This is a genomic window from Bacillus cereus group sp. N12, from assembly GCF_016483575.1.
Lineage (GTDB): Bacteria > Bacillota > Bacilli > Bacillales > Bacillaceae_G > Bacillus_A > Bacillus_A toyonensis.
This window is the reverse complement of sequence record NZ_JAEHBO010000008.1, coordinates 28089-46736: the sequence shown is the minus strand read 5'-3', so window position 1 is coordinate 46736 and position 18648 is coordinate 28089. Positions and strand designations below refer to the sequence as shown.

Genomic DNA, 18648 nt, shown 5'->3' with positions numbered 1-18648 from the left:
TATGATATAAAGAAAGTAATATGTATTACAAAATAGGAAGTTTTTAAAGGGGTGAATGATATTAATAGAGATTATACAATCCAGACTGTGCAAAACGCTATGCAAATCTTACGTTTGTTCACCGAAGAAAAACGGGAATGGACATTGTCGGAGATTGCTCAAAAAAAATCTATGAGTATTAGTACTACTAAGCGCCTTTTGAAGGTATTAGAAAACTATGGGTATTTGGAGAGGGGGTTAAGAATTAAAAAATATAGACTTAGTCTATCGATTTTAAAATTATCCGGTATTGTCAAAACAACAATGGAAATTCACCGGGAAGCTCGGCCAGTTTTAAAAAAATTAGTCAACAATTTTGGCGAAGCTGTCCATATTGGAGTGTTAGAAGGAACAGAAACGATTTATTTGGACAAAATGGAAGGCATACATCCAGTCCGATTATCTTCCCACATTGGAAAGAATAATCCTGTATACTGCACTGGATGCGGAAAAGTTATACTCGCTTTTAAAGAACAAATAGAACAGGAAGAAGTCATAAAAGCAATTGAACTACAACAATTTCATCAGTTTAGTTCAAATACGGTTAGAAATGCAAGAGAATTAAAGAGTCATCTTAGTCAAATCAAAAAGCAAGGATATGCAGTTTGTATAGATGAATTTAGCGAAGGCATAACCAGTATTGCTGCTCCTATCTACGATTATAATGAATCTGTCGTCGCTTCGATCAGTATTACTGGCCCTAGTAATCGAATAGACCTTCCACAAATTATAGAAGGTGTGGTGAAGGCAGGAAAAGACATTTCGAAAAGTCTCGGATATATATATTAATATGATTATAGAATAAGAAAGAAGGAAAGGTAATGAAACGGAGAAGCTTTTCATCACTTGAGAATGCATTACGTATACTTGATGTGTTTAGTGTTGAAGAACCAGACTTTAGTGTGAAAGAGATTGCAGATCGGCTTTCGATTGCTGACAGTACAGCTCATCGATTGCTGTCCACGCTTAAAAAAGAAGGATTCATTGCTAAAGATAATATAAATAATAAATATCGTCTTGGTATTTCTATACGCGCATTAGAGTCAGTTTTAATAAAAGACTTGGCCCTACATAATGCATCTACGTCAATTTTATATTCACTGGCTAAAAAGGTGAATGAGGCATCCTCACTCTGCATTTTATATAATAATCAAATTTTTTATGTTAATACAGTAGATTCTGATCGCCCTATTTATGACGGATTGACATACGTAGGAAAATCCCAGCCTATCTTAAGTACAAGCGCAGGAAAAGTGTTGATTTCCACTAAATCGGAAGAAGAAATATCGGCAATTATTTCTATGGAAGCAACACTTAATCATACAGATAAGCCTCAGTATGATTTAACAGAGTTACTGCGCGTTCAAGAAATGGGGTACGCAATAAGTTATAACAACTTTTCCTCTGGATTAACATCAATTGCTGCACCAGTAAAAAATAAGAGCGGAGAGATTATAGCTGCCATTGAATTAATTGGTCCTGAGCAACGTATTCGGCCATCTTCTGTTAATACATATGTAAAAAAAGTGATAGAAGCCACGATAGAATTGGAAAAATCTTTAAACAGTAATAATTAATGAAGAAGAAATAAACGAGGCTTTCTGACTGTTCTAACAGTTAGAAAGTCTTTTTTGTCCTGCATCTTTAAATATTCACCGCGTTAATTTGTTGTAGTATAAAGCGACGAAGAAAGATTAGGTTGTGAAGACTTTTTCATACAAGAAAATATCCTTTTTTGAAGGGAAAAGATACCTTTTCGCTATAGTTGGAAAGCGCTAGAAAATATTATGATTGAATATTCCGAAAATAAAAAAGTTAAATTGCCACATAGAAGAATGTGTGATTTATAAATGGCAAAGTGTTGTGATAATATTCGAAATAATAATTATGAAAACAATTACATTTAAGGGAGAACGATAATGATGATTTCTGAAAAGAAAAAAGAAGTGTTTATGGAGCCTGATATTCGTGTAGAGGATATTCAATCTCAAAAACTTCAAAAACAACTGGATTATATTTTGGGGAATTCGAAATTCTATCAGGACAAGTTTAAAAAACTAGATATTGAAAGAAGCAATATTAAAGAGTTAACTGATTTAGCAAAACTGCCGTTTACCTATAAGCATGAGATTAGGGAAAGCCAAAATGTATTGCCGCCACTAGGTTCGCATGCGATTGTCGATATGAAAGAAGTTGTTCGTGTGCATTCATCATCTGGTACGACTGGCCGGCCGACTTATGTTGGAATCACAAGACATGATTATGATGTTTGGACTGAAATGCTAGCCAGAGCTGCATATACTCATGGGATTAGAAAAGAAAGCAAAGTTGTTTTCGCAATGGGTCTTTCCTTTTTTGTTGGAAGTTCCTTTAAAGATGGAATAGAAAGATTAGGTGCCACTTTTATCCCGATAGGTACAGGTGCTTCGGATCGGGTCATTCGAAGTATCATCGACTTTGAAGCTGATGCTTTGTTCTGTACGCCATCTTATGCATCCCATTTAGCTGAATTTGTTAGAAAAAATTATAATATGGAGCCTTCAGAGTTAAGCATTAAAATCATGTCTGTCGGTGGAGAGCCAGGTGGCGGATTACCTGAAGTTCGTAAAAAAATTGAACAGGATTGGGGCTGTAAAGTCGTAGAAGCGATGGGAAATGCGGATATGGCTCCCGTGATGTTCAGTGAATGCCAAGAGCAGAATGGAATGCACTTCATCGGATCGGATTACGTCATTTGCGAAATCATTGATCCTGAAACAGGAGAAGTTGTTCCACATAGCGATCATATGGAGGGTGAACTTGTTTATACAGCCATTGACCGTGAGTGTGTCCCGCTTGTCCGATTCAGAACAAGAGATTTAGTTCAGGTCGATACAACGCCATGTAAGTGTGGACGACGAAGTTTCCGTTTGCGCTGTGTTGGAAGAACCGACGATATGTTAATCGTGCGTGGAGTGAATGTTTTCCCATCAGCGATCAAGGATGTAGTGAATAGTTTTAGACCGAAAACAACAGGTGAAATTCGGATTCTACTGAAAGAAAAGCCTCCTTTAGCGGAGTCGCCACTCCCAATTAAAGTGGAATATTCAAAAGGCTTAAATGAAAATGAAAAAGGCACATTGAAGAAAGAAATCGAATCTGTGTTACGAGCAAAACTATTTTTCACGGCTGATGTTCAACTCGTTCCAGGAGAATCGCTACCACGTTTTGAAATGAAAGCGAAATTAACTGAAGATTTATATAAAAAGTAAAAAATAGATTGAAATAAAAAGGCATAAATGAAGAGGAGATGGATAGAGTGAGCAACGTCGTATTGATAGAAGGAGCACGTACTGCATTTACGGAAATTTCAGGCTCATTTAGAGAGATTTCTGCAACAGATTTAGGAGCAGAAGCAGCCCGAGAAGCGATTTGTAAAGCGAAAATTGCCCCAGAAGAAATAGATCAAGTCGTATTTGGAAATGTCCAGCAGTCCAGTAAAGATGCACATTATCTCGCTCGTCATGTTGGTTTAAAGGCAGGACTTCCCATCCATGTTCCTGCATTGACAATCAATCGCTTATGCGGAACGGGTGTAGAAGCCATTTTAACGGCCGCACGCTTAATTATGACTGGCGAAGCAAAAGTAGCATTGGCCGGAGGAACGGAAAGTATGAGTCAAGTCCCGCACGTGATTCCTGGACTGAGATGGGGGAGCACGTTGGGTGGGCCTACTATAGAAGATTGGGTGTGGGATGGATTATATGATACGTACGGTGGATGTAGTATGGCTGTTACTGCGGAAAATTTAGCGGGAAAATATAGAATCACTCGTGAAGAGATCGACAGTCATGCATTATTAAGTCATGAGCGGGCGCTGGCTGCTATGGAAAAAGGGTATTTGAAGGAAGAAATTGTCCCTATAACGCTTCAGGACAGAAAAGGAAGCAGAGTGGTTGAAGAAGATGAACATGTCCGGAAAACGAGCATGGAAAAGCTCGGTAAATTAAAAGCCCGCTTTATCGAAAATGGTGTTGTGACACCTGGAAACGCGAGTGGGATGGTTGATGGTGCTGCAGCTGTTATTGTCACTTCAAGCGAATATGCTGAAGAGAAAGGCCTGAGACCTATTGCGAGACTGGTTTCCTGGGATGTGGTTGGTGTTGATCCACGATATATGGGTATTGGACCAGTACCTGCGATTCAAAATGCTTTACAAAAAGCGGGATTAAGAGTGGAGGATTTAGACTTAATTGAAATCAATGAAGCTTTTTCTGCACAGTATTTAGCATGCCAGAAAGAGCTAGGCTTTGACCCAGAGAAAGGAAATGTAAATGGCGGTGCGATTGCGCTAGGTCATCCACTTGCGGCTAGTGGAACAAGAATTACACTTTCGCTTGCTTATGAATTAAAAAGGCGTAAAAAAAGGTATGGAGCCTCTGCTGTCTGTATTGGTGGGGGGCAAGGGATAGCATCCATTTGGGAACGATTGTAATAGAGTGATGAATTACTTGGCAAAAATACAAATATGTATTTTCGTCGGTAATCTTATGAAATTGTGCAGAAATAGATTGCTGGGATCTATTCGCCTATAACAATTTGAATATTCCGTGATATAAAAACACTTAACAATAAAAAGTATAAAGGGGTTGGTGAAAATGATCGTAGAATACAAGTTTAAAGTAAGATGGGGAAATACTGATGCTGCGGGAATAGTATTTTATCCGAACTTTTATAAGTGGATGGACGATGCCACACACGAGTTTTTAGCTGCTATAGGGTCTCCATCTTCTACCTTGTACGTTGAACAGCAAATTAGTGTTCCGCTTCTTGAAGCGAATTGTCAGTTTAAGAGTCCACTATTTTTTGAAGATCATGTGACCGTTCGCAGTTCAGTCGTAGAAATGCACCGAAAAGTATTCAAAATAAGCCACATGTTTTTCAAAGATGAAAAGATGGTAGCGGAAGGATATGAAATTCGGGCTTGGACATCGTTTATAGAAAAACCGAAGGCTCATCCGATTCCGAACCATATCCGAGAAAAAATGATGGCTGAAAATGTAGTGATAGTGAAAAAGTGAAGTAATTGTGACAGATAAGAAAGAAGTGAATCACTTTTTTATCATTTAATTCAGATGATACTCCTAAAACAATAAAAGATTATAGTCAGTAGGTCATTCATAGTTATAAATTTTTACTTTATATATTCCATAAAACTTAGAAATGAGGCGTAATTTCATGAAAAATGTAAATAAATGTGATGTGATTGTGGTTGGAGCTGGGCCAGTTGGTTTGACAGCCGTGTTGGCGCTACAAAAAAAGGGGATTTCATGCGTGATTATCGAAGCGGAACCAAAAGGTCGTCCGCGCCCAGGTAGCCGTGCGATTTATTTACATAGCGCGACATTAAAACTGTTGGAAGAAACATCAAAAGGATTAGGTTTCGAATTAGCCAAAAACGGAATTATTTGGCCAGTAAAGCGAACGTTTTATAAAGGAAAAGAAGTATATGTGAAAAATTATGGGGTCACCAACAACCAGGATCCAGATAAATTGCCACACTTTACTGCGCTTCATCAAGATCAGATTGAAAAACATATCTATAACGTCTGTATTGAAGCCGGAGTGAAGTTTGTATGGGGAGAACCTGTTGCTAAACTAAACATTCAGGACCATGGGGTAACATTAATTACTGAATCAGGTGAAGTTTGGGAAGCAAAGTACATTATTGGAGCAGATGGTGCTCGTTCAGTCGTTCGCGAACAGGCGGGCCTTAAGCTAGAAGGGCCACGTACAAACGATACATTCCTCGTTGTGGATGTCAAGGAAGACGAAGAAAATCCTCTTCCTCTTGAACGGATTTTCCATTATCACCACCTAGCAATGGGGCGCCGTAACGTGATGCTCGTTCCTTTTAAAGGTGGCTGGCGTGTTGATCTTCAATTACTGAAAGACGATGACGTTGAAGAATTTACAAATATTGAAGGTGTGAAAAGTTGGCTGTCTAAAGTAATGGATCCGAAATATGCAGAGCGCATTACCTGGGTATCTTCTTATCGTTTCCATCAAGTAGTCGCTAATTCATTTACAGATGAAAAGCACCGAGTTCTTTTGGCTGGAGAAGCGGCTCATTTGTTTGCACCATTCGGTGCTCGTGGACTGAATTCCGGTGTGCCGGATGCGATTATTGCGGTACGCGGCATTGAAAAAGCCCTTAGGGCGGATACAGAAGAAATGCGTCGTGAAGTGATTGGATCTTCAGCAACAGAGCGTAGAATTGCTGCCCGGTGGAACCGTGATGGATCTACAACCGCACTTCACCATTTGCAGGGAGAGGAAAAAGAAATTGATATGAAACGAGCAGTCGCTGCGTCGCTCACATCCATTGTTCCAAGACTTGGTCGTTGGCTTGATGAAGGTCCGTATGGCCCGAAATTTGGTCCACCTGAACTGACAACGAAATATTAATGCCAAGAGAGAAGCAAATTACCGCGAAAAAGCGGATATGAGCATCAGGACAAAGGAAAAAGGAGAGGAATTTAATGGTAGTTACGCTGAATGAGGAAAAGCATGGGACGGGTGCTCGTACAGTGAATAATTGGATAGAACGCTTACTAGCTATTGAATGGTATAACCAGGAAGGTCAGCAGCAAGAAGGTGCAGTAGAAAATGTAAACCAATTTATGCGAACACTAGGTGTAAATGAATATGAAGTAAAATGGTTGTCAAAAAATCAGGTGTCAGGTGCTATCCAACGTCTTACCTTTGAGAGAAGTAACCTTTGGGTAATTTTAGAAAAAATACCGGGTCAATTGAGAGCTAAAGTAAATGAAGTTGGTAATGAATCATTGCTTGAGAAGGTAGTGGATGCCGTACCAGAAGCGATATTTCATAATGCTTTTGAAAGGGCTTTCCATACATTTGGTGAAGAAAAAACGGTTCAGTTTCTTGTGGGGCATGCGATGTATTTCAGTATACTGATTTGCACAGCTGTACTGGCTGAAGAACTGAAACTTTTTTTACCTATAGTAGAATTGCTTGAAGCAGGTTACCTGCCGCTTGGGCTAGAAGGGAATATATTTTATCTCGTTTAAGACGCATGAAGAAGATTTATAGAATCAGGGAATTGTTATTTGGAAGAGCTTGCTACATATGTTGCTGGCTATATAGAAGTCTTAAAGTATCTTATTATCTTTCACGAGATTAGAAGATAACTCCCCGCAATTAAAGCAATTCTTAATAATGAAGAATGTATGAATGGAGGATATGGAAATGAAGTTAATTACATTTAGTCGAGAAGGTATGGTACAACGTGTTGGAGCGGTTGTCAATGAAGAAATCATTGATCTGCATGTTGCCTATAAGTCTTTACTTGCATCAGAAGGAAAAATTCGCGCCCAACAAATTGCTGATGCATTTGTCCCGGCAGATATGACTGGATTTTTACAAGGTGGAAAAGAAAGCTTGGAGCTTGCCCAAAATGCAATTGACTATGCAATAGAAAATAAAACCGACAATGGATACAGGCTTGTATATGCTTTAAATGAAGTGAAAGTTGAAGCGCCAGTTCCGGTACCTGGAAAAATGATTTGTATTGGTCACAATTATCGTGAACATATTTTAGAAATGAAACGTGAGCTTCCATCACACCCGGTTGTATTCGCTAAATTTGCTAATACAGTCATTGGCCCACAGGACGACATTCCATTTTATCCAATTTCAGAACAGCTTGATTATGAGGCTGAATTTGCTTTCGTGATTGGAAAACGTGCAAGAAACGTATCACAAGAAGAGGCTCTTGGGTACGTAGCTGGATACACAATTGCTAATGATGTAACGTATCGTGATCTTCAAAGACGCACTATTCAATGGCTGCAAGGTAAAACTGTTGAAGGAAGTGCACCAATGGGGCCATGGTTAATAACATCTGATGAGCTTCAAGATCCTGCTGGTTTAGAAGTTGTTTTAACTGTTAATGGTGAAGAACGTCAACGTTCTAATACTGCTAACCTAGTATTCTCCGTTCAGTACTTAGTTGAATTTTTATCAAACTTAATGACGCTTGAGCCCGGAGATGTCATTTTAACAGGTACTCCAGGTGGAGTAGGAGTTGCGCGTGATCCACAAGCCTTCTTGAAAGACGCGGACGTTGTCAAAATTGAGATTGATAAAATTGGTGCCCTTGAAAACCGTGTAACGAGTGTCAAAAAAGTAGTAGGGGTGAAGTTATGATGATGACTTTAAAGATTAAAGATTCCATTAAATCTGTTCAACAGTCAATTAATCAAGTGATTCAAAAGGCAGAAGGGCTTTCCGACGAGGTGCTTCGTTGGAACCCAACTGAAGAAGAATGGTCTGTTATGCAAATTCTTTGCCATCTCGTTGAAGCGGTTCCTTATTGGCTTGATGAAATTGAACAGCTTTTAGAGACCCCAAAAAAAGAGTGGGGGCGAGGATTGCAGAATACGGATCGTTTAGCTGCTGTCAACAAAAGTAAGGTTGACAGTATTTATTTATCCGATGTTTTAAAAGAATTGGAAGCGCTGAAACCACTAGTAGCACAAACCCTTAACAAATTAGATGAGGAGAAATTAGCAATAGAGGCACCTAGTCGAAATCCTCGTTTTGGTACAAAGCCTATCTTGTTTATCGTGGATCATTTACTTGTTGAACATACGAGTAAGCATTTAGGACAAATCGAGCGCAATTTATCCAAATTCAATAAGTAATAGAACAGGAGGAATAGAGAATGGCTGAAAAAATGGGTTTTTTTAAAAGTAAAATAGTTCAGGATTTTACAAGAGATATTCGACAATATAATCTCGGGCCACTTTGGGAGGCAATTCCAGAATTGATGCATCATCAACCTGAGCCGCATGCACAAGCATACCTCTGGAAATGGGATTTACTTGAGAAAAAATTAGGGGAAGCAGCACAAATTTTCACTCCTGAGCGCGGTGGTGAACGAAGAGCGATTTATCTTCAAAACCCTGGTTTAGACTATCGGCAGCCGTGGGGATGGGCATCCACTTCTCAAACGCTTTACGCAGCAGTTCAACTGTTGCAGCCCGATGAAGTAGCCCCTTCCCATCGTCATACACAAAATGCCCTTCGCTTTATTACACAGGGTCAAGGTGCTTACTCTATTGTTGAAGGCGAGCGTATTTTCATGGAGGAAGGAGATTTCGTTATTACTCCAAAAAACCTCTGGCATGGCCACGGCCATGAAGGTACTGAGCCCATGATTTGGATGGATGTTCTTGATATCCCGACAATTTATATGATGGGAGGTACGTTCTTCCAGTCTTATCCTGAAAGAATCGAACAACCGAAAGTACCAGATAACTATTCTGCCCAGCGCTATGAAGGCGGTATGGTTCGTCCGATTTCAGACCGTTACCCTAAGGCAGCACCACTTGGTGCTTATAAATGGAACCAAACATTGAAAGCTATTGAGGGATTATCGCGTTTTGATCCAGATCCATATGATGGTTATGCCGTAGAATTTATTAATCCATCAAACGGTCAAACGGCGAATCCAAATATTGGGGCATGGATTCAGAAGCTTCCAAAAGGATTCCATTCAAAAGCTCACCGCCACACGCATTCAACGATTTACCAAGTATATAGAGGCTGCGGTTACAGCATAATTAACGGCATTCGATTTGACTGGTCGCAAGGTGATTACTTTATTATTCCGAACTGGGCAGTCCATGAACATGTAGCGTTAGAAGATACGTTCTTCTTCTCGGTAAATGATTTACCGATTATGGAAAAATTTGATCTTGAGCAAGAGAAAACATATGAAAGCAATAATGGGTATCAGGAAGTAACGGGTGAGTTTAAACCTATTTTGTTAGTATAAATTTTGATATGTTTCAAGGTTTTAGTGTGAAGACTATTTGAAAGGGACATCAAACCTACATGGAATGTTCAAGTACCAATTATGGTGTAATTAAAAATGACTTATATATGAATCTAATTTTAGCTAGGTGAGTGATCATTTTGTTGTTAAAAAAATATACTAAGACATGTTCTCTTCAATGTAAACCATTGGTAGTAGAGATAGAAAAAATGAGGGGACTAATGGTGTTTACTGCCCTTGAAAAAGGCTTTACAGATCCTAAAACAATAGAGATAAGCCAAAAACTAGATCAACTATTGAATAGAACTAACTAATAGAGGACTAAATAGATGTGCAATTTAGTTCTCTATTTTTTTGATTATTGTTAGCTTGATGGGGAGGGGATAGTACTAACAAAACACAAATTTCGTATGCTACGACAACGTAAAGATTTTATGCTGCCCGTAAAAAACGGATTAATGAGGGCTAATAATCAGTGGGGGGATGGACACCCCCATGAATCTGAGTTTCACGTTATAAAAAGCCAGAATTGGTCGGTACTGCTTGTTATTTGACTATTACTTTTCCAACCATTCCTTTCAAGTAGTGGAACCGACATATAAGTTCATATGTACCGGGAGTTTCAGGTTTCACGGTAATTGATTTTTCTTTTTCTGGCGGAACCTCGGCGTCAATGCCAAGTTTTTTCACCGTAAAGGTATGCTCTCTATTTCCTTGGTTTTTCAATATTAACGTTGTCGTTTTTCCAACAGGAACGGTGATGACATTCGGATTAAAATAATCATCATTCAATTCAACCTCAATAGACTGTCTCACAACGTCGGATTCGGCCAATGCGCGGAGTGACCCTAAAGTAGTAATAACTATAATCATCGCAAGTGAAATGATTAATCCAGTTAATAGCTTTTTCACAGACATTCGTAATCCTTCCTTTCCTAGGCATTAGTATTTTCAAATTTATAAAATATTATCACTATAAATAGGGGGTAGGCGTGGTTCAAATAGTAATTCTTTCAACTGAAATAGTGATGAAAAAATCGATTCTAATGATGAGCTATTGTTTCAGCCTCCCTTAATAACCAAATGAATAGGATTTGTGTAAATAAAAAAAGCCAATAAAAAAAGCTTCCACTACTGTGGAAGCTTCTCCAAATGATGGGCAATATCAACATACATATTGGAATAAACCGAATGTATTTCATTACTAGGTGTAGCATTAGAAGAGAAGTGGACGATTACCATATTTGCTTTCGGGTCGATATAAAGTGTTTGTCCGTAACTGCCTAACACTTCGAAAGCACCTTGTTCATTGTGTGGAATCCACCATTGATTATGATAAGAAATAGAAGCGCCATTGCCAATTGCGAGTTCACCTTCTTGTACATTTTCCACACTTTCTGTAATGGAGGAAGGGATGATTTGTTTTCCGTTATATTCCCCGTTATTTAATAGTAGTTGACCGAATCTTGCCATATCTCTAGCAGTTGCATTTAAACCAGCGCTTGCTTGTTCTACTTTTGTTTCGTCTGTAACGTAATACGCATTTTCTTCCATACCAATTTGAGACCATATTCGTTCGCTAACATTTTCAGCTAATGATTTACCAGTGATAGTTCGAATAACCCAAGCGAGTGTTTCCGCTGATCCGTTATCGTAAGAAAAACCGGAACCAGGCGGTGCAGTTTCTTCTGCTTCTCGTAACATATCATAAATTTTCATCGGACCGTTGTAGTTTTTACCTCGGGGTAAAATATTGCTCGCTAAATATAGTTGTGCATCTTGATTTTCTAACGCTGGATGTTCATATCCATGAGTAGGGTACTCTACAGAAACTTGCATGTCCATTAATTGCTGGAGTGTAGCTTTACCGAACGGTGTATTGTTTAATTCTTTTATATAAGTGTCAGCTGTTTTCTCTAAATCGATACGATTTTCTTCAGCGAGAGATTGTATCATTGCCCCAGTAAAGACCTTTGCTAATGAAGCCATACCATGCGGTTCACTCTCGTTATATCCATTGAAATATCGTTCATATACAAGTTGCCCATTATGTACAACGACAAAAGCATCTGTTTTGTTATCGGCTAAAAGTTTTCTTAAAGGAGTCGTAGTTCCAAATCCACGCTCCACAGCAAAATCATCTAATTTTTGTAACGAAGTAGGGAAGTGAGCCACTTGGTCGGGATTGTTTTTGACTTCATTAATTAAAGTGAATTCTTTCATATGTGTGTACGACCAACGTAAGTAAGGATCATCTAACCAATTCTCCTTTGTCACGTTATTTTTTGATGGGGTTGTTTTATTATGTTTGAAGTATGTAAAACCAAGCCCTGTAATTACAAATATGCATGTTAGTATAAGTAAGAGTAGGGGAGATTTTTTTAGTTTCATATAGGTCCCTCCTTTATTTGCTACTATAAGTATACGCTCGTCTTGAAAGAAATACAAAATAAGGAAAGTAAACGGGGAAGTTTACTTTCCTTATTAACGTTAAGCGGAAATTTGTCCGTCTGTACGTTGTTTCTTGAATTTTTGTTTTCGACCGTGTAATCCATAATATAGAAGTAAAGTGAACGCAACGATAATAGCTGCGATAAAATACATATTATGATAACTTGATTTCGCCGCGACGATACCTAAAATGAAAGAACCAAAGCCAATACCACTATCAAAGAATGAGAAGTACGTAGCTGTCGCAGAACCACGTCGATGATTTGGCGCCGCAGAAATTGCAATCGTTTGGAAACTTGGAATTAATGTTCCATAACCTAAACCGATTAATACACCTGCGCTTAGGAACCAAAATGGAGTTTGTGCTTGACTTAATGCGAACATCCCAATTGTGAAAATAATAATAGCTGGATAAACAAGTACGTTTTCGCCGTAGCGGTCAAAAATCTTTCCTGTAAATGGACGAGAAATTACAACAACAAGTGCGTATACAATGAAGAAATAACTTGCAATATCGGCTAAACCGAGCTCTTTCGCATATATAGGAATAAAGGATAAAATACCACTATAAGAAAAGGCTAAAACAAATCCTGTCAGAGCGATTGGAATAGAAGATGGTTCAATTAAATCTTTCCACTTCATTTTTTCTCGTTTTTGTTTTTTCACTGGTGCTTCATGTGGAATATTTACAAGTAATCCTAATAAAAATGCAAGTAATGAAAATACGGAACAAACGATAAATAGTACAGTAAACGAAAAATGAGAAATAATTGTTAAACCTAAAAAAGGACCAATTACCATCGGCAGACTCATAAATACGCCGAAATAAGCAAGTGCTTCGCCTCGTCTATGAGCTGGCGCAACATCAGTTACAATCGTACCAGTTGCTGTCGTCGCCATCCCAAAGCCAATACCATGTAAGAAGCGAAGGGCAAGTAATAAAAATAAACTTTGCGCACCGAAATACATAACAGTAGCGGCTAAAAATAATGAAAGTGAAATAAATAATATTTTCTTTCTTCCTAAGTCATCGAGCCATTTTCCTGTAAATGGTCTACATAAAACAGAAGAAATAAGAAAAACAGTTGCAACTAAACCAATTTCCTCAGGTTTTCCTTTTAGGCCGTCTATTACATAGACAGGTAAAGTAGTCATAAGCATATAGAATGTTAAAAAGAGAAATAGACTACTAAAACAAGTTCCGAGGAAATCCTTCGTCCAAAGTTTTTCACTTTGCATCGTCATCCCTCCAATTTAATCTAAGTTTTTAATAATTTGTTGTAACACTTGAAATGCTTGATGTAAGTCATCTTCGTTAATACCATCTAGCGTCTTTTCTTCGAAAGTATCCACTTCTTCTTGCCATACTGGAATCATTTTTATAGCTGTTTCGGATAAAGAAATAAGCTTCTCACGGCGATCTTTTCCTTCTGTACGAATAATCCAGCCCATCGTTTCCATACGTGTCAACGTACGGGTCATCGTTGGTGATTCAACATTTAAATACTGGCATAATTCTGTTTGTGTACAAGAACCGGTTTGATTAATACGAAAAATAACAGCCCACTGCGCACTAAATAACCCAGTTGGAGATACGCGTTCATTAAATTTCTTCGTAAACTTTCGAGAAGTCTGGCTGACGATGTGAAAAAAATGTTGTTTTTCGTCCATATATTTTGATCCTTTCAAATTAGTTACCTAGCTAACTATATCTTTTTTTATTATAGTTGTCTAGTAATAGGCATGTTGTTTTATGTAAAAATTTCGCATAGGTTTTATGTTGAGAACATATATTCTGTATGTTATTCTTTAATTATATAAAGAATTTTCTTTCTATTAAAAAGAATGGGGGAACTTGTGATGATTAAGCCTGCAACAATGGAGTTTGTTTCACTATCGAATGGAGAAACGATTGCGTATCAGGAAGTTGGAAGGCGAAATACAGAAACTCTCGTACTCATTCACGGGAACATGACATCGTCACAACACTTTGATTTAGTTATCGAAAAGCTGCAAAATCAATACCATATTTACGCTCTTGATTTAAGAGGATTTGGACAATCGACGTATAATAAGTCGATAGATTCATTACAAGACTTCGCAGAAGATGTAAAATTATTTATCGATCAATTAAAGCTAGAGAAGTTTTCGTTAATGGGATGGTCAATGGGCGGTGGTGTTGCGATGCAATTTACAGCGAATCACCCAACTTTTGTAGAAAAGTTAATTTTAGTAGAATCAGTAGGGATGAAAGGCTATCCAATCTTTAAAAAAGATATTAACGGGGAACCGATCGTATCAAGTTTAGTAAAGACGAAAGAAGAAATCGCGCAAGATCCCGTACAAATTGCTCCAGTACTAGATGCGATAAAAAATATGAATAAATTATATTATCGTACAGTGTGGAATCTATTAATATATACACACAATCAACCGGAACCGGATCGTTATGAGAAGTATTTAGATGATATGTTAACGCAGCGTAATTTCGTAGATGTGAATTATGCGCTCATCACATTTAATATTTCGGATGAACATAATGGTGTGGTAGAGGGAAATAAACAAATTCATCGTATTAAAACTCCTACACTCGTCATACAAGGTGACAGGGATTACGTCGTACCGCAAGTAGTCGGTGAGGAATTAGCAAAACATTTGCCAAATGCAAAGTTGCAGGTGTTAGAAGATTGTGGGCACTCACCGTTTATTGATTGTTTAGATGTATTTATAAATCATGTAGAGAATTGGTTAGAACAGAAATAGTCCCCGAAAGCAAAAGTATTGCATATACTATAACATTTGTAGGTAAAAGGGGAGATTACTAGTGCATCAACCGTTTTTAATTGCGCATTCGCCATATAATCATCACTTATATGCAAAAATAATGATAAGCCCGATGTATTTGCAAGTTTCACCAGCTGTAGTTCCTTTACAAATACAGCAGCCACCAATCGCTCATTCACATCCGTACTTATATGGCCCTTCATTTTATGAAAATCCATATTTTAAACATTTTCATTACAATGTGAAAGCACAAGTTTGGGAAGGATAAGAAGCTAAAAGGCTCATTCTTTTAGCTTCTTTTTATTGTTAATATTCGTACACGCATTTGAAGAAACCGTTTATAATGAAAAGTGGAAAGCGTGAGAAGGAGAGGGAACAGGATGTCGATGCGTTTTACTTTTTGGATTATGGTTGGGATTGTGGCAATCTCAGGTTTATCACAGGGGATGCTCTTACCTGCCATTGCAATGATTTTTGAACAAGAAGGGGTTAGTTCAAGTATTAATGGTATTCATGCGACGGCATTATACATTGGGATATTAGTTATTTCACCGTTTCTTGAAAAACCGATGCAAAAGTTTGGAATGAAGCCAATTATCGTCATTGGTGGGTTTCTTGTTATTATTTCATTATTCTTTTTTACACAAACATTTTCGTTTTGGGTATGGTTTATCCTTAGATTTCTAGTTGGAGTCGGAGATCATATGCTTCATGTTGGAACGCAAACATGGATTACGACAACATCGGATCCGAGTAAAATAGGTAGACAAGTATCGATATACGGTGTATTCTTCGGAATTGGTTTTGCCGTCGGTCCGTATTTAGCAAGCACTGTTCAGTACGGTCTTGCAACACCATTTATCATATCTACTATACTTTGTTTAATAGGTTGGCTTTTACTACTCCCAACGAAAAATGCATTCCCAGCACAAGATGAAAGAGAAGTGAAGAGTGAATCATCATTTTCTCGTTATAAACAAGTTGTTGGATTAGGGTGGATTGCATTACTGGGACCACTTGCATACGGTGTGCTTGAAGCAATGTTAAATAGTAACTTACCAGTATACGCACTTCGTAAAGGGTGGTCTGTATCGGAAGTTTCCTTCTTATTGCCAGCGTTTGCAGTTGGGGGCATTATTACACAAATTCCTCTCGGTATATTAAGTGATAAATACGGAAGGGACCGTATATTAACGTGGACGTTCAGCATAGGTACGAGCATTTTTCTACTTGCGGCCGTATTTGATCAATATTACTGGATAGTCTTTGCCTGCATGCTGTTAGCTGGTATGGTCATTGGATCTTGCTTCTCTTTAGGACTTGGATTTATGACAGATTTATTACCGAGACACTTACTACCAGCAGGTAATATATTATCTGGAATCGCCTTTAGTTTAGGAAGTATTATGGGGCCTGTATTAGGAGGCGTATTTATAGAAAAAATACAGTATACAAGCTTTTTTATTGCAGTTATGATTATAATAGGGATTCTCGCAATGGTATATATGATCTACATGAAGAATCAATTCGCATCAAGAAAAATAGAAAGTAGGTTAGGGCATGACAAAACAACCTAATAAAAAGAAATTTGAAGTACTCGAAAACGAAGCAATTACAGACTGCTTAGCTCGCATGGAACAAGAAGGATACGCCCCGTCTCGTCGTATGGAAGAGCCAATCTTTCATGAAGTGAAGAAAGACGGAAAAACAGTAGTTGAACCGTGTGGTAGAAAAATTGTTTTTGAGGGAAAATTGAAGTAATACAAATAGAACATTTTCTTTATAGTATAAGGCCATCCAATTCGTTCGAGTTGGATGGCTTTTTTTACGACTGGTCAATGGAGGAAAAGGGATTTTAGGAGGGGGATAGAATGAAGAGATATTTTCTGGGAAGAACGAATAAAAATGAGTTGCGCTGTCTTCGTTAGTAAAGGTAGTACTGTGAGACCTTTACTAAATAAAAAATCTAATAGTAGTCCGAAGAATGCTAAACGTATAGAGTTTTGGAGTTGGGACAGGAACTATAGAGCCGTGACTATAATTCATTTAAATAAGATTGATATGTAAACGTTGTAGAATGAAATTGGCAAATCGAAAATGGTAGCGCGGGTGCTGATCCCGCACTACCATTTTAGCTACAAAGGTGCTACTCATTTGTGAACTAGCATGCTTTTCGGACAAATACTTTTTGTATGCTATTTGTTCGTACTAGCCAAATACATGAGCATGTGGAATTTTTCGTCTATTACATGATAATCGAAATAAGGTCCTGGATCTGTACAGTAACCGATATTTTCACTTTGCGTAATTTGAAATCCATTGACTGATAAATTTTCTTCTAAGTATTTGGGATACAAAATATGCTCGTTGGAATTTGGATATAAGCCTGAAATGTTTTTCAAGGATTTGGCCGAGCTATCATAATACGAGTATCCGCCGACAATTGTTGAACTGTTATGTAAATAGTTTTTTAGAACGTGAATGGGGAATTGCGGATTGAGCAATGAAAAATCAGTTACTGAAAAACTATCTACAAAAACATCGATGCTAAGCGGTTTCAATGGCAAATTTAAATCGGAATTCAAAATATAAAGGACGCGTGGCTTCGGATTCATACGCTCAATTCTGTTTCGAACCTTCTTGAGCATCTCAAGTGAATAGCCACTGAATACATAGGATGCGCTCGTTTCAAGAACATCGATATATTTGGGTAGTGACACGAAAGCGTCAACGTTTGTTTCCACAATTAATTTGTTTTTCAAATCTATATTTTGTAGAACTTTTTGAAAATGAAAATTAATTTTTTCAAATAAGTTAATCATTTTGGGATTAATCTCTTTAATCGTTTCTTTATCGTAAAAATAAGATGGATAAGGAGACGTCTCATACAAGTTCGCGGTAATGATAATACCTTCCTCGATAGCCGCTTCGTATCCACAGGTACAAGTTAAACTTCCCGTGTGAATGTAAACTTTTTTAATCGTTACATCTTTCATTTCAAGGGGAATTTGGCATTTCGGACAATAGAGCAGATTTACAAAGTCAAGCGGGATTCCTGTAATATTCTCTTCTTTGGATGAAGGCGAACTGGTTTGAACCGCTTTTTCAATCAATTGGATAGCTTTTGATATGTCTTCTTTTTTTTGGATCAGTTCGTTCTTTTTATCAGTGAGCAAGTTGTTGTAGTAGTCGATATCCTCATGGTCCGAGAAGCTTGTAACACGCCGATACGATAAAGTTCGTTGGATTTCTAACAATGAAAAATGAAATTTTTTCAACTCGGTAATAAAAGCCATGTCGTCGAAACACAATTGGTTCATTTGATACTGGGTGTTTTTTTTGTCTGGTATTAATAATCCAAGTTCAATGTAATAACGAACGGTATCAGTCGTAACATGAAAAAGTTTTGCAAATGCACCAATTTTCATAGATGTGTCCCTCCGATGAAAAAAGTGGAGTTACTCCACTTTTTTCGTAAAATGAATTCAAAAAACTCTTAAATGACTATTGACTTGGAGGAAACTCCAAAT

At 37.8% G+C, this 18648-nt stretch carries 20 protein-coding genes; 15 read left to right on the top strand and 5 right to left on the bottom strand.

The window, feature by feature from the left end; all coding sequences use genetic code 11:
- Window positions 1-51: 51 nt before the first annotated feature.
- From JDS92_RS31370 to JDS92_RS31210, 11 genes are all read left to right on the top strand, one after another.
- Window positions 52-828, top strand: coding sequence for an IclR family transcriptional regulator (locus JDS92_RS31370; protein WP_199631691.1), 777 nt, complete (start codon window positions 52-54; stop codon window positions 826-828).
- Window positions 829-860: 32 nt separating this feature from the next.
- Window positions 861-1616, top strand: coding sequence for an IclR family transcriptional regulator (locus JDS92_RS06505; RefSeq protein WP_199631690.1), 756 nt, complete (start codon window positions 861-863; stop codon window positions 1614-1616).
- Between the two features lie 342 nt (window positions 1617-1958).
- Entirely contained in the window at window positions 1959-3290 is a 1332-nt protein-coding gene (locus tag JDS92_RS06500) for a phenylacetate--CoA ligase family protein (RefSeq protein WP_242475987.1), read from the top strand.
- A 47-nt stretch (window positions 3291-3337) separates the two neighbouring features.
- Window positions 3338-4513, top strand: a complete 1176-nt coding sequence (locus JDS92_RS06495) for an acetyl-CoA C-acetyltransferase (RefSeq protein WP_199631689.1) — start codon at window positions 3338-3340, stop codon at window positions 4511-4513.
- A gap of 163 nt (window positions 4514-4676) precedes the next feature.
- Window positions 4677-5099: an acyl-CoA thioesterase gene (locus JDS92_RS06490; RefSeq protein WP_206772968.1), complete on the top strand. Its 423-nt coding sequence runs from the start codon at window positions 4677-4679 to the stop codon at window positions 5097-5099.
- A 157-nt stretch (window positions 5100-5256) separates the two neighbouring features.
- A complete protein-coding gene (locus tag JDS92_RS06485; protein ID WP_199631723.1) occupies window positions 5257-6486 on the top strand; it encodes an FAD-dependent oxidoreductase in 1230 nt (409 codons plus the stop codon).
- A gap of 74 nt (window positions 6487-6560) precedes the next feature.
- The gene (locus JDS92_RS06480; protein WP_199631688.1) at window positions 6561-7112 is read left to right on the top strand and encodes a hypothetical protein; all 552 of its coding nucleotides are present in this window, start codon (window positions 6561-6563) and stop codon (window positions 7110-7112) included.
- Window positions 7113-7290: 178 nt separating this feature from the next.
- The gene (locus tag JDS92_RS06475; protein ID WP_199631687.1) at window positions 7291-8250 is read left to right on the top strand and encodes a fumarylacetoacetate hydrolase family protein; all 960 of its coding nucleotides are present in this window, start codon (window positions 7291-7293) and stop codon (window positions 8248-8250) included.
- On the top strand, window positions 8247-8747 hold the full coding sequence (locus JDS92_RS06470) for a DinB family protein (protein ID WP_242475986.1): 501 nt from the start codon (window positions 8247-8249) through the stop codon (window positions 8745-8747). The genes JDS92_RS06475 and JDS92_RS06470 overlap by 4 nt, the downstream gene beginning before the upstream one ends.
- A gap of 20 nt (window positions 8748-8767) precedes the next feature.
- Complete coding sequence (locus JDS92_RS06465) at window positions 8768-9883, top strand: cupin domain-containing protein (protein WP_199631686.1); 1116 nt, start codon at window positions 8768-8770, stop codon at window positions 9881-9883.
- 131 nt (window positions 9884-10014) lie between these two features.
- Window positions 10015-10197, top strand: a complete 183-nt coding sequence (locus JDS92_RS31210; protein WP_307838328.1) for an aspartyl-phosphate phosphatase Spo0E family protein — start codon at window positions 10015-10017, stop codon at window positions 10195-10197.
- A 232-nt stretch (window positions 10198-10429) separates the two neighbouring features.
- Here the strand turns inward: JDS92_RS31210 and JDS92_RS06455 are convergent, their stop codons facing one another.
- From JDS92_RS06455 to JDS92_RS06440, 4 genes are all read right to left on the bottom strand, one after another.
- Entirely contained in the window at window positions 10430-10801 is a 372-nt protein-coding gene (locus tag JDS92_RS06455; RefSeq protein ID WP_199631685.1) for a cupredoxin domain-containing protein, read from the bottom strand.
- 213 nt (window positions 10802-11014) lie between these two features.
- The gene (locus JDS92_RS06450) at window positions 11015-12274 is read right to left on the bottom strand and encodes a serine hydrolase domain-containing protein (RefSeq protein ID WP_199631684.1); all 1260 of its coding nucleotides are present in this window, start codon (window positions 12272-12274) and stop codon (window positions 11015-11017) included.
- Between the two features lie 99 nt (window positions 12275-12373).
- On the bottom strand, window positions 12374-13573 hold the full coding sequence (locus tag JDS92_RS06445) for an MFS transporter (RefSeq protein WP_001190323.1): 1200 nt from the start codon (window positions 13571-13573) through the stop codon (window positions 12374-12376).
- A gap of 15 nt (window positions 13574-13588) precedes the next feature.
- Complete coding sequence (locus tag JDS92_RS06440) at window positions 13589-14005, bottom strand: MarR family winged helix-turn-helix transcriptional regulator (RefSeq protein ID WP_000343676.1); 417 nt, start codon at window positions 14003-14005, stop codon at window positions 13589-13591.
- Between the two features lie 189 nt (window positions 14006-14194).
- Here JDS92_RS06440 and phaZ point away from each other — a divergent pair, with 189 nt between their 5' ends.
- The 4 genes from phaZ (at window position 14195) to JDS92_RS06420 (ending at window position 16879) form a co-directional block, all read left to right on the top strand.
- A complete protein-coding gene (gene phaZ, locus JDS92_RS06435) occupies window positions 14195-15097 on the top strand; it encodes an intracellular short-chain-length polyhydroxyalkanoate depolymerase (RefSeq protein ID WP_097855306.1) in 903 nt (300 codons plus the stop codon).
- Between the two features lie 61 nt (window positions 15098-15158).
- Window positions 15159-15386: a hypothetical protein gene (locus JDS92_RS06430; RefSeq protein WP_000554163.1), complete on the top strand. Its 228-nt coding sequence runs from the start codon at window positions 15159-15161 to the stop codon at window positions 15384-15386.
- Window positions 15387-15498: 112 nt separating this feature from the next.
- On the top strand, window positions 15499-16695 hold the full coding sequence (locus JDS92_RS06425; protein ID WP_000062786.1) for an MFS transporter: 1197 nt from the start codon (window positions 15499-15501) through the stop codon (window positions 16693-16695).
- Window positions 16679-16879 (top strand): NETI motif-containing protein, encoded by a 201-nt coding sequence (locus JDS92_RS06420; protein ID WP_000166300.1) that lies wholly within the window; start codon window positions 16679-16681, stop codon window positions 16877-16879. Before JDS92_RS06425 ends, JDS92_RS06420 begins: the two co-directional genes overlap by 17 nt.
- 434 nt (window positions 16880-17313) lie before the next feature.
- Here the strand turns inward: JDS92_RS06420 and JDS92_RS06415 are convergent, their stop codons facing one another.
- Window positions 17314-18546, bottom strand: a complete 1233-nt coding sequence (locus JDS92_RS06415) for a MerR family transcriptional regulator (RefSeq protein ID WP_098912077.1) — start codon at window positions 18544-18546, stop codon at window positions 17314-17316.
- Window positions 18547-18648 lie beyond the last annotated feature (102 nt).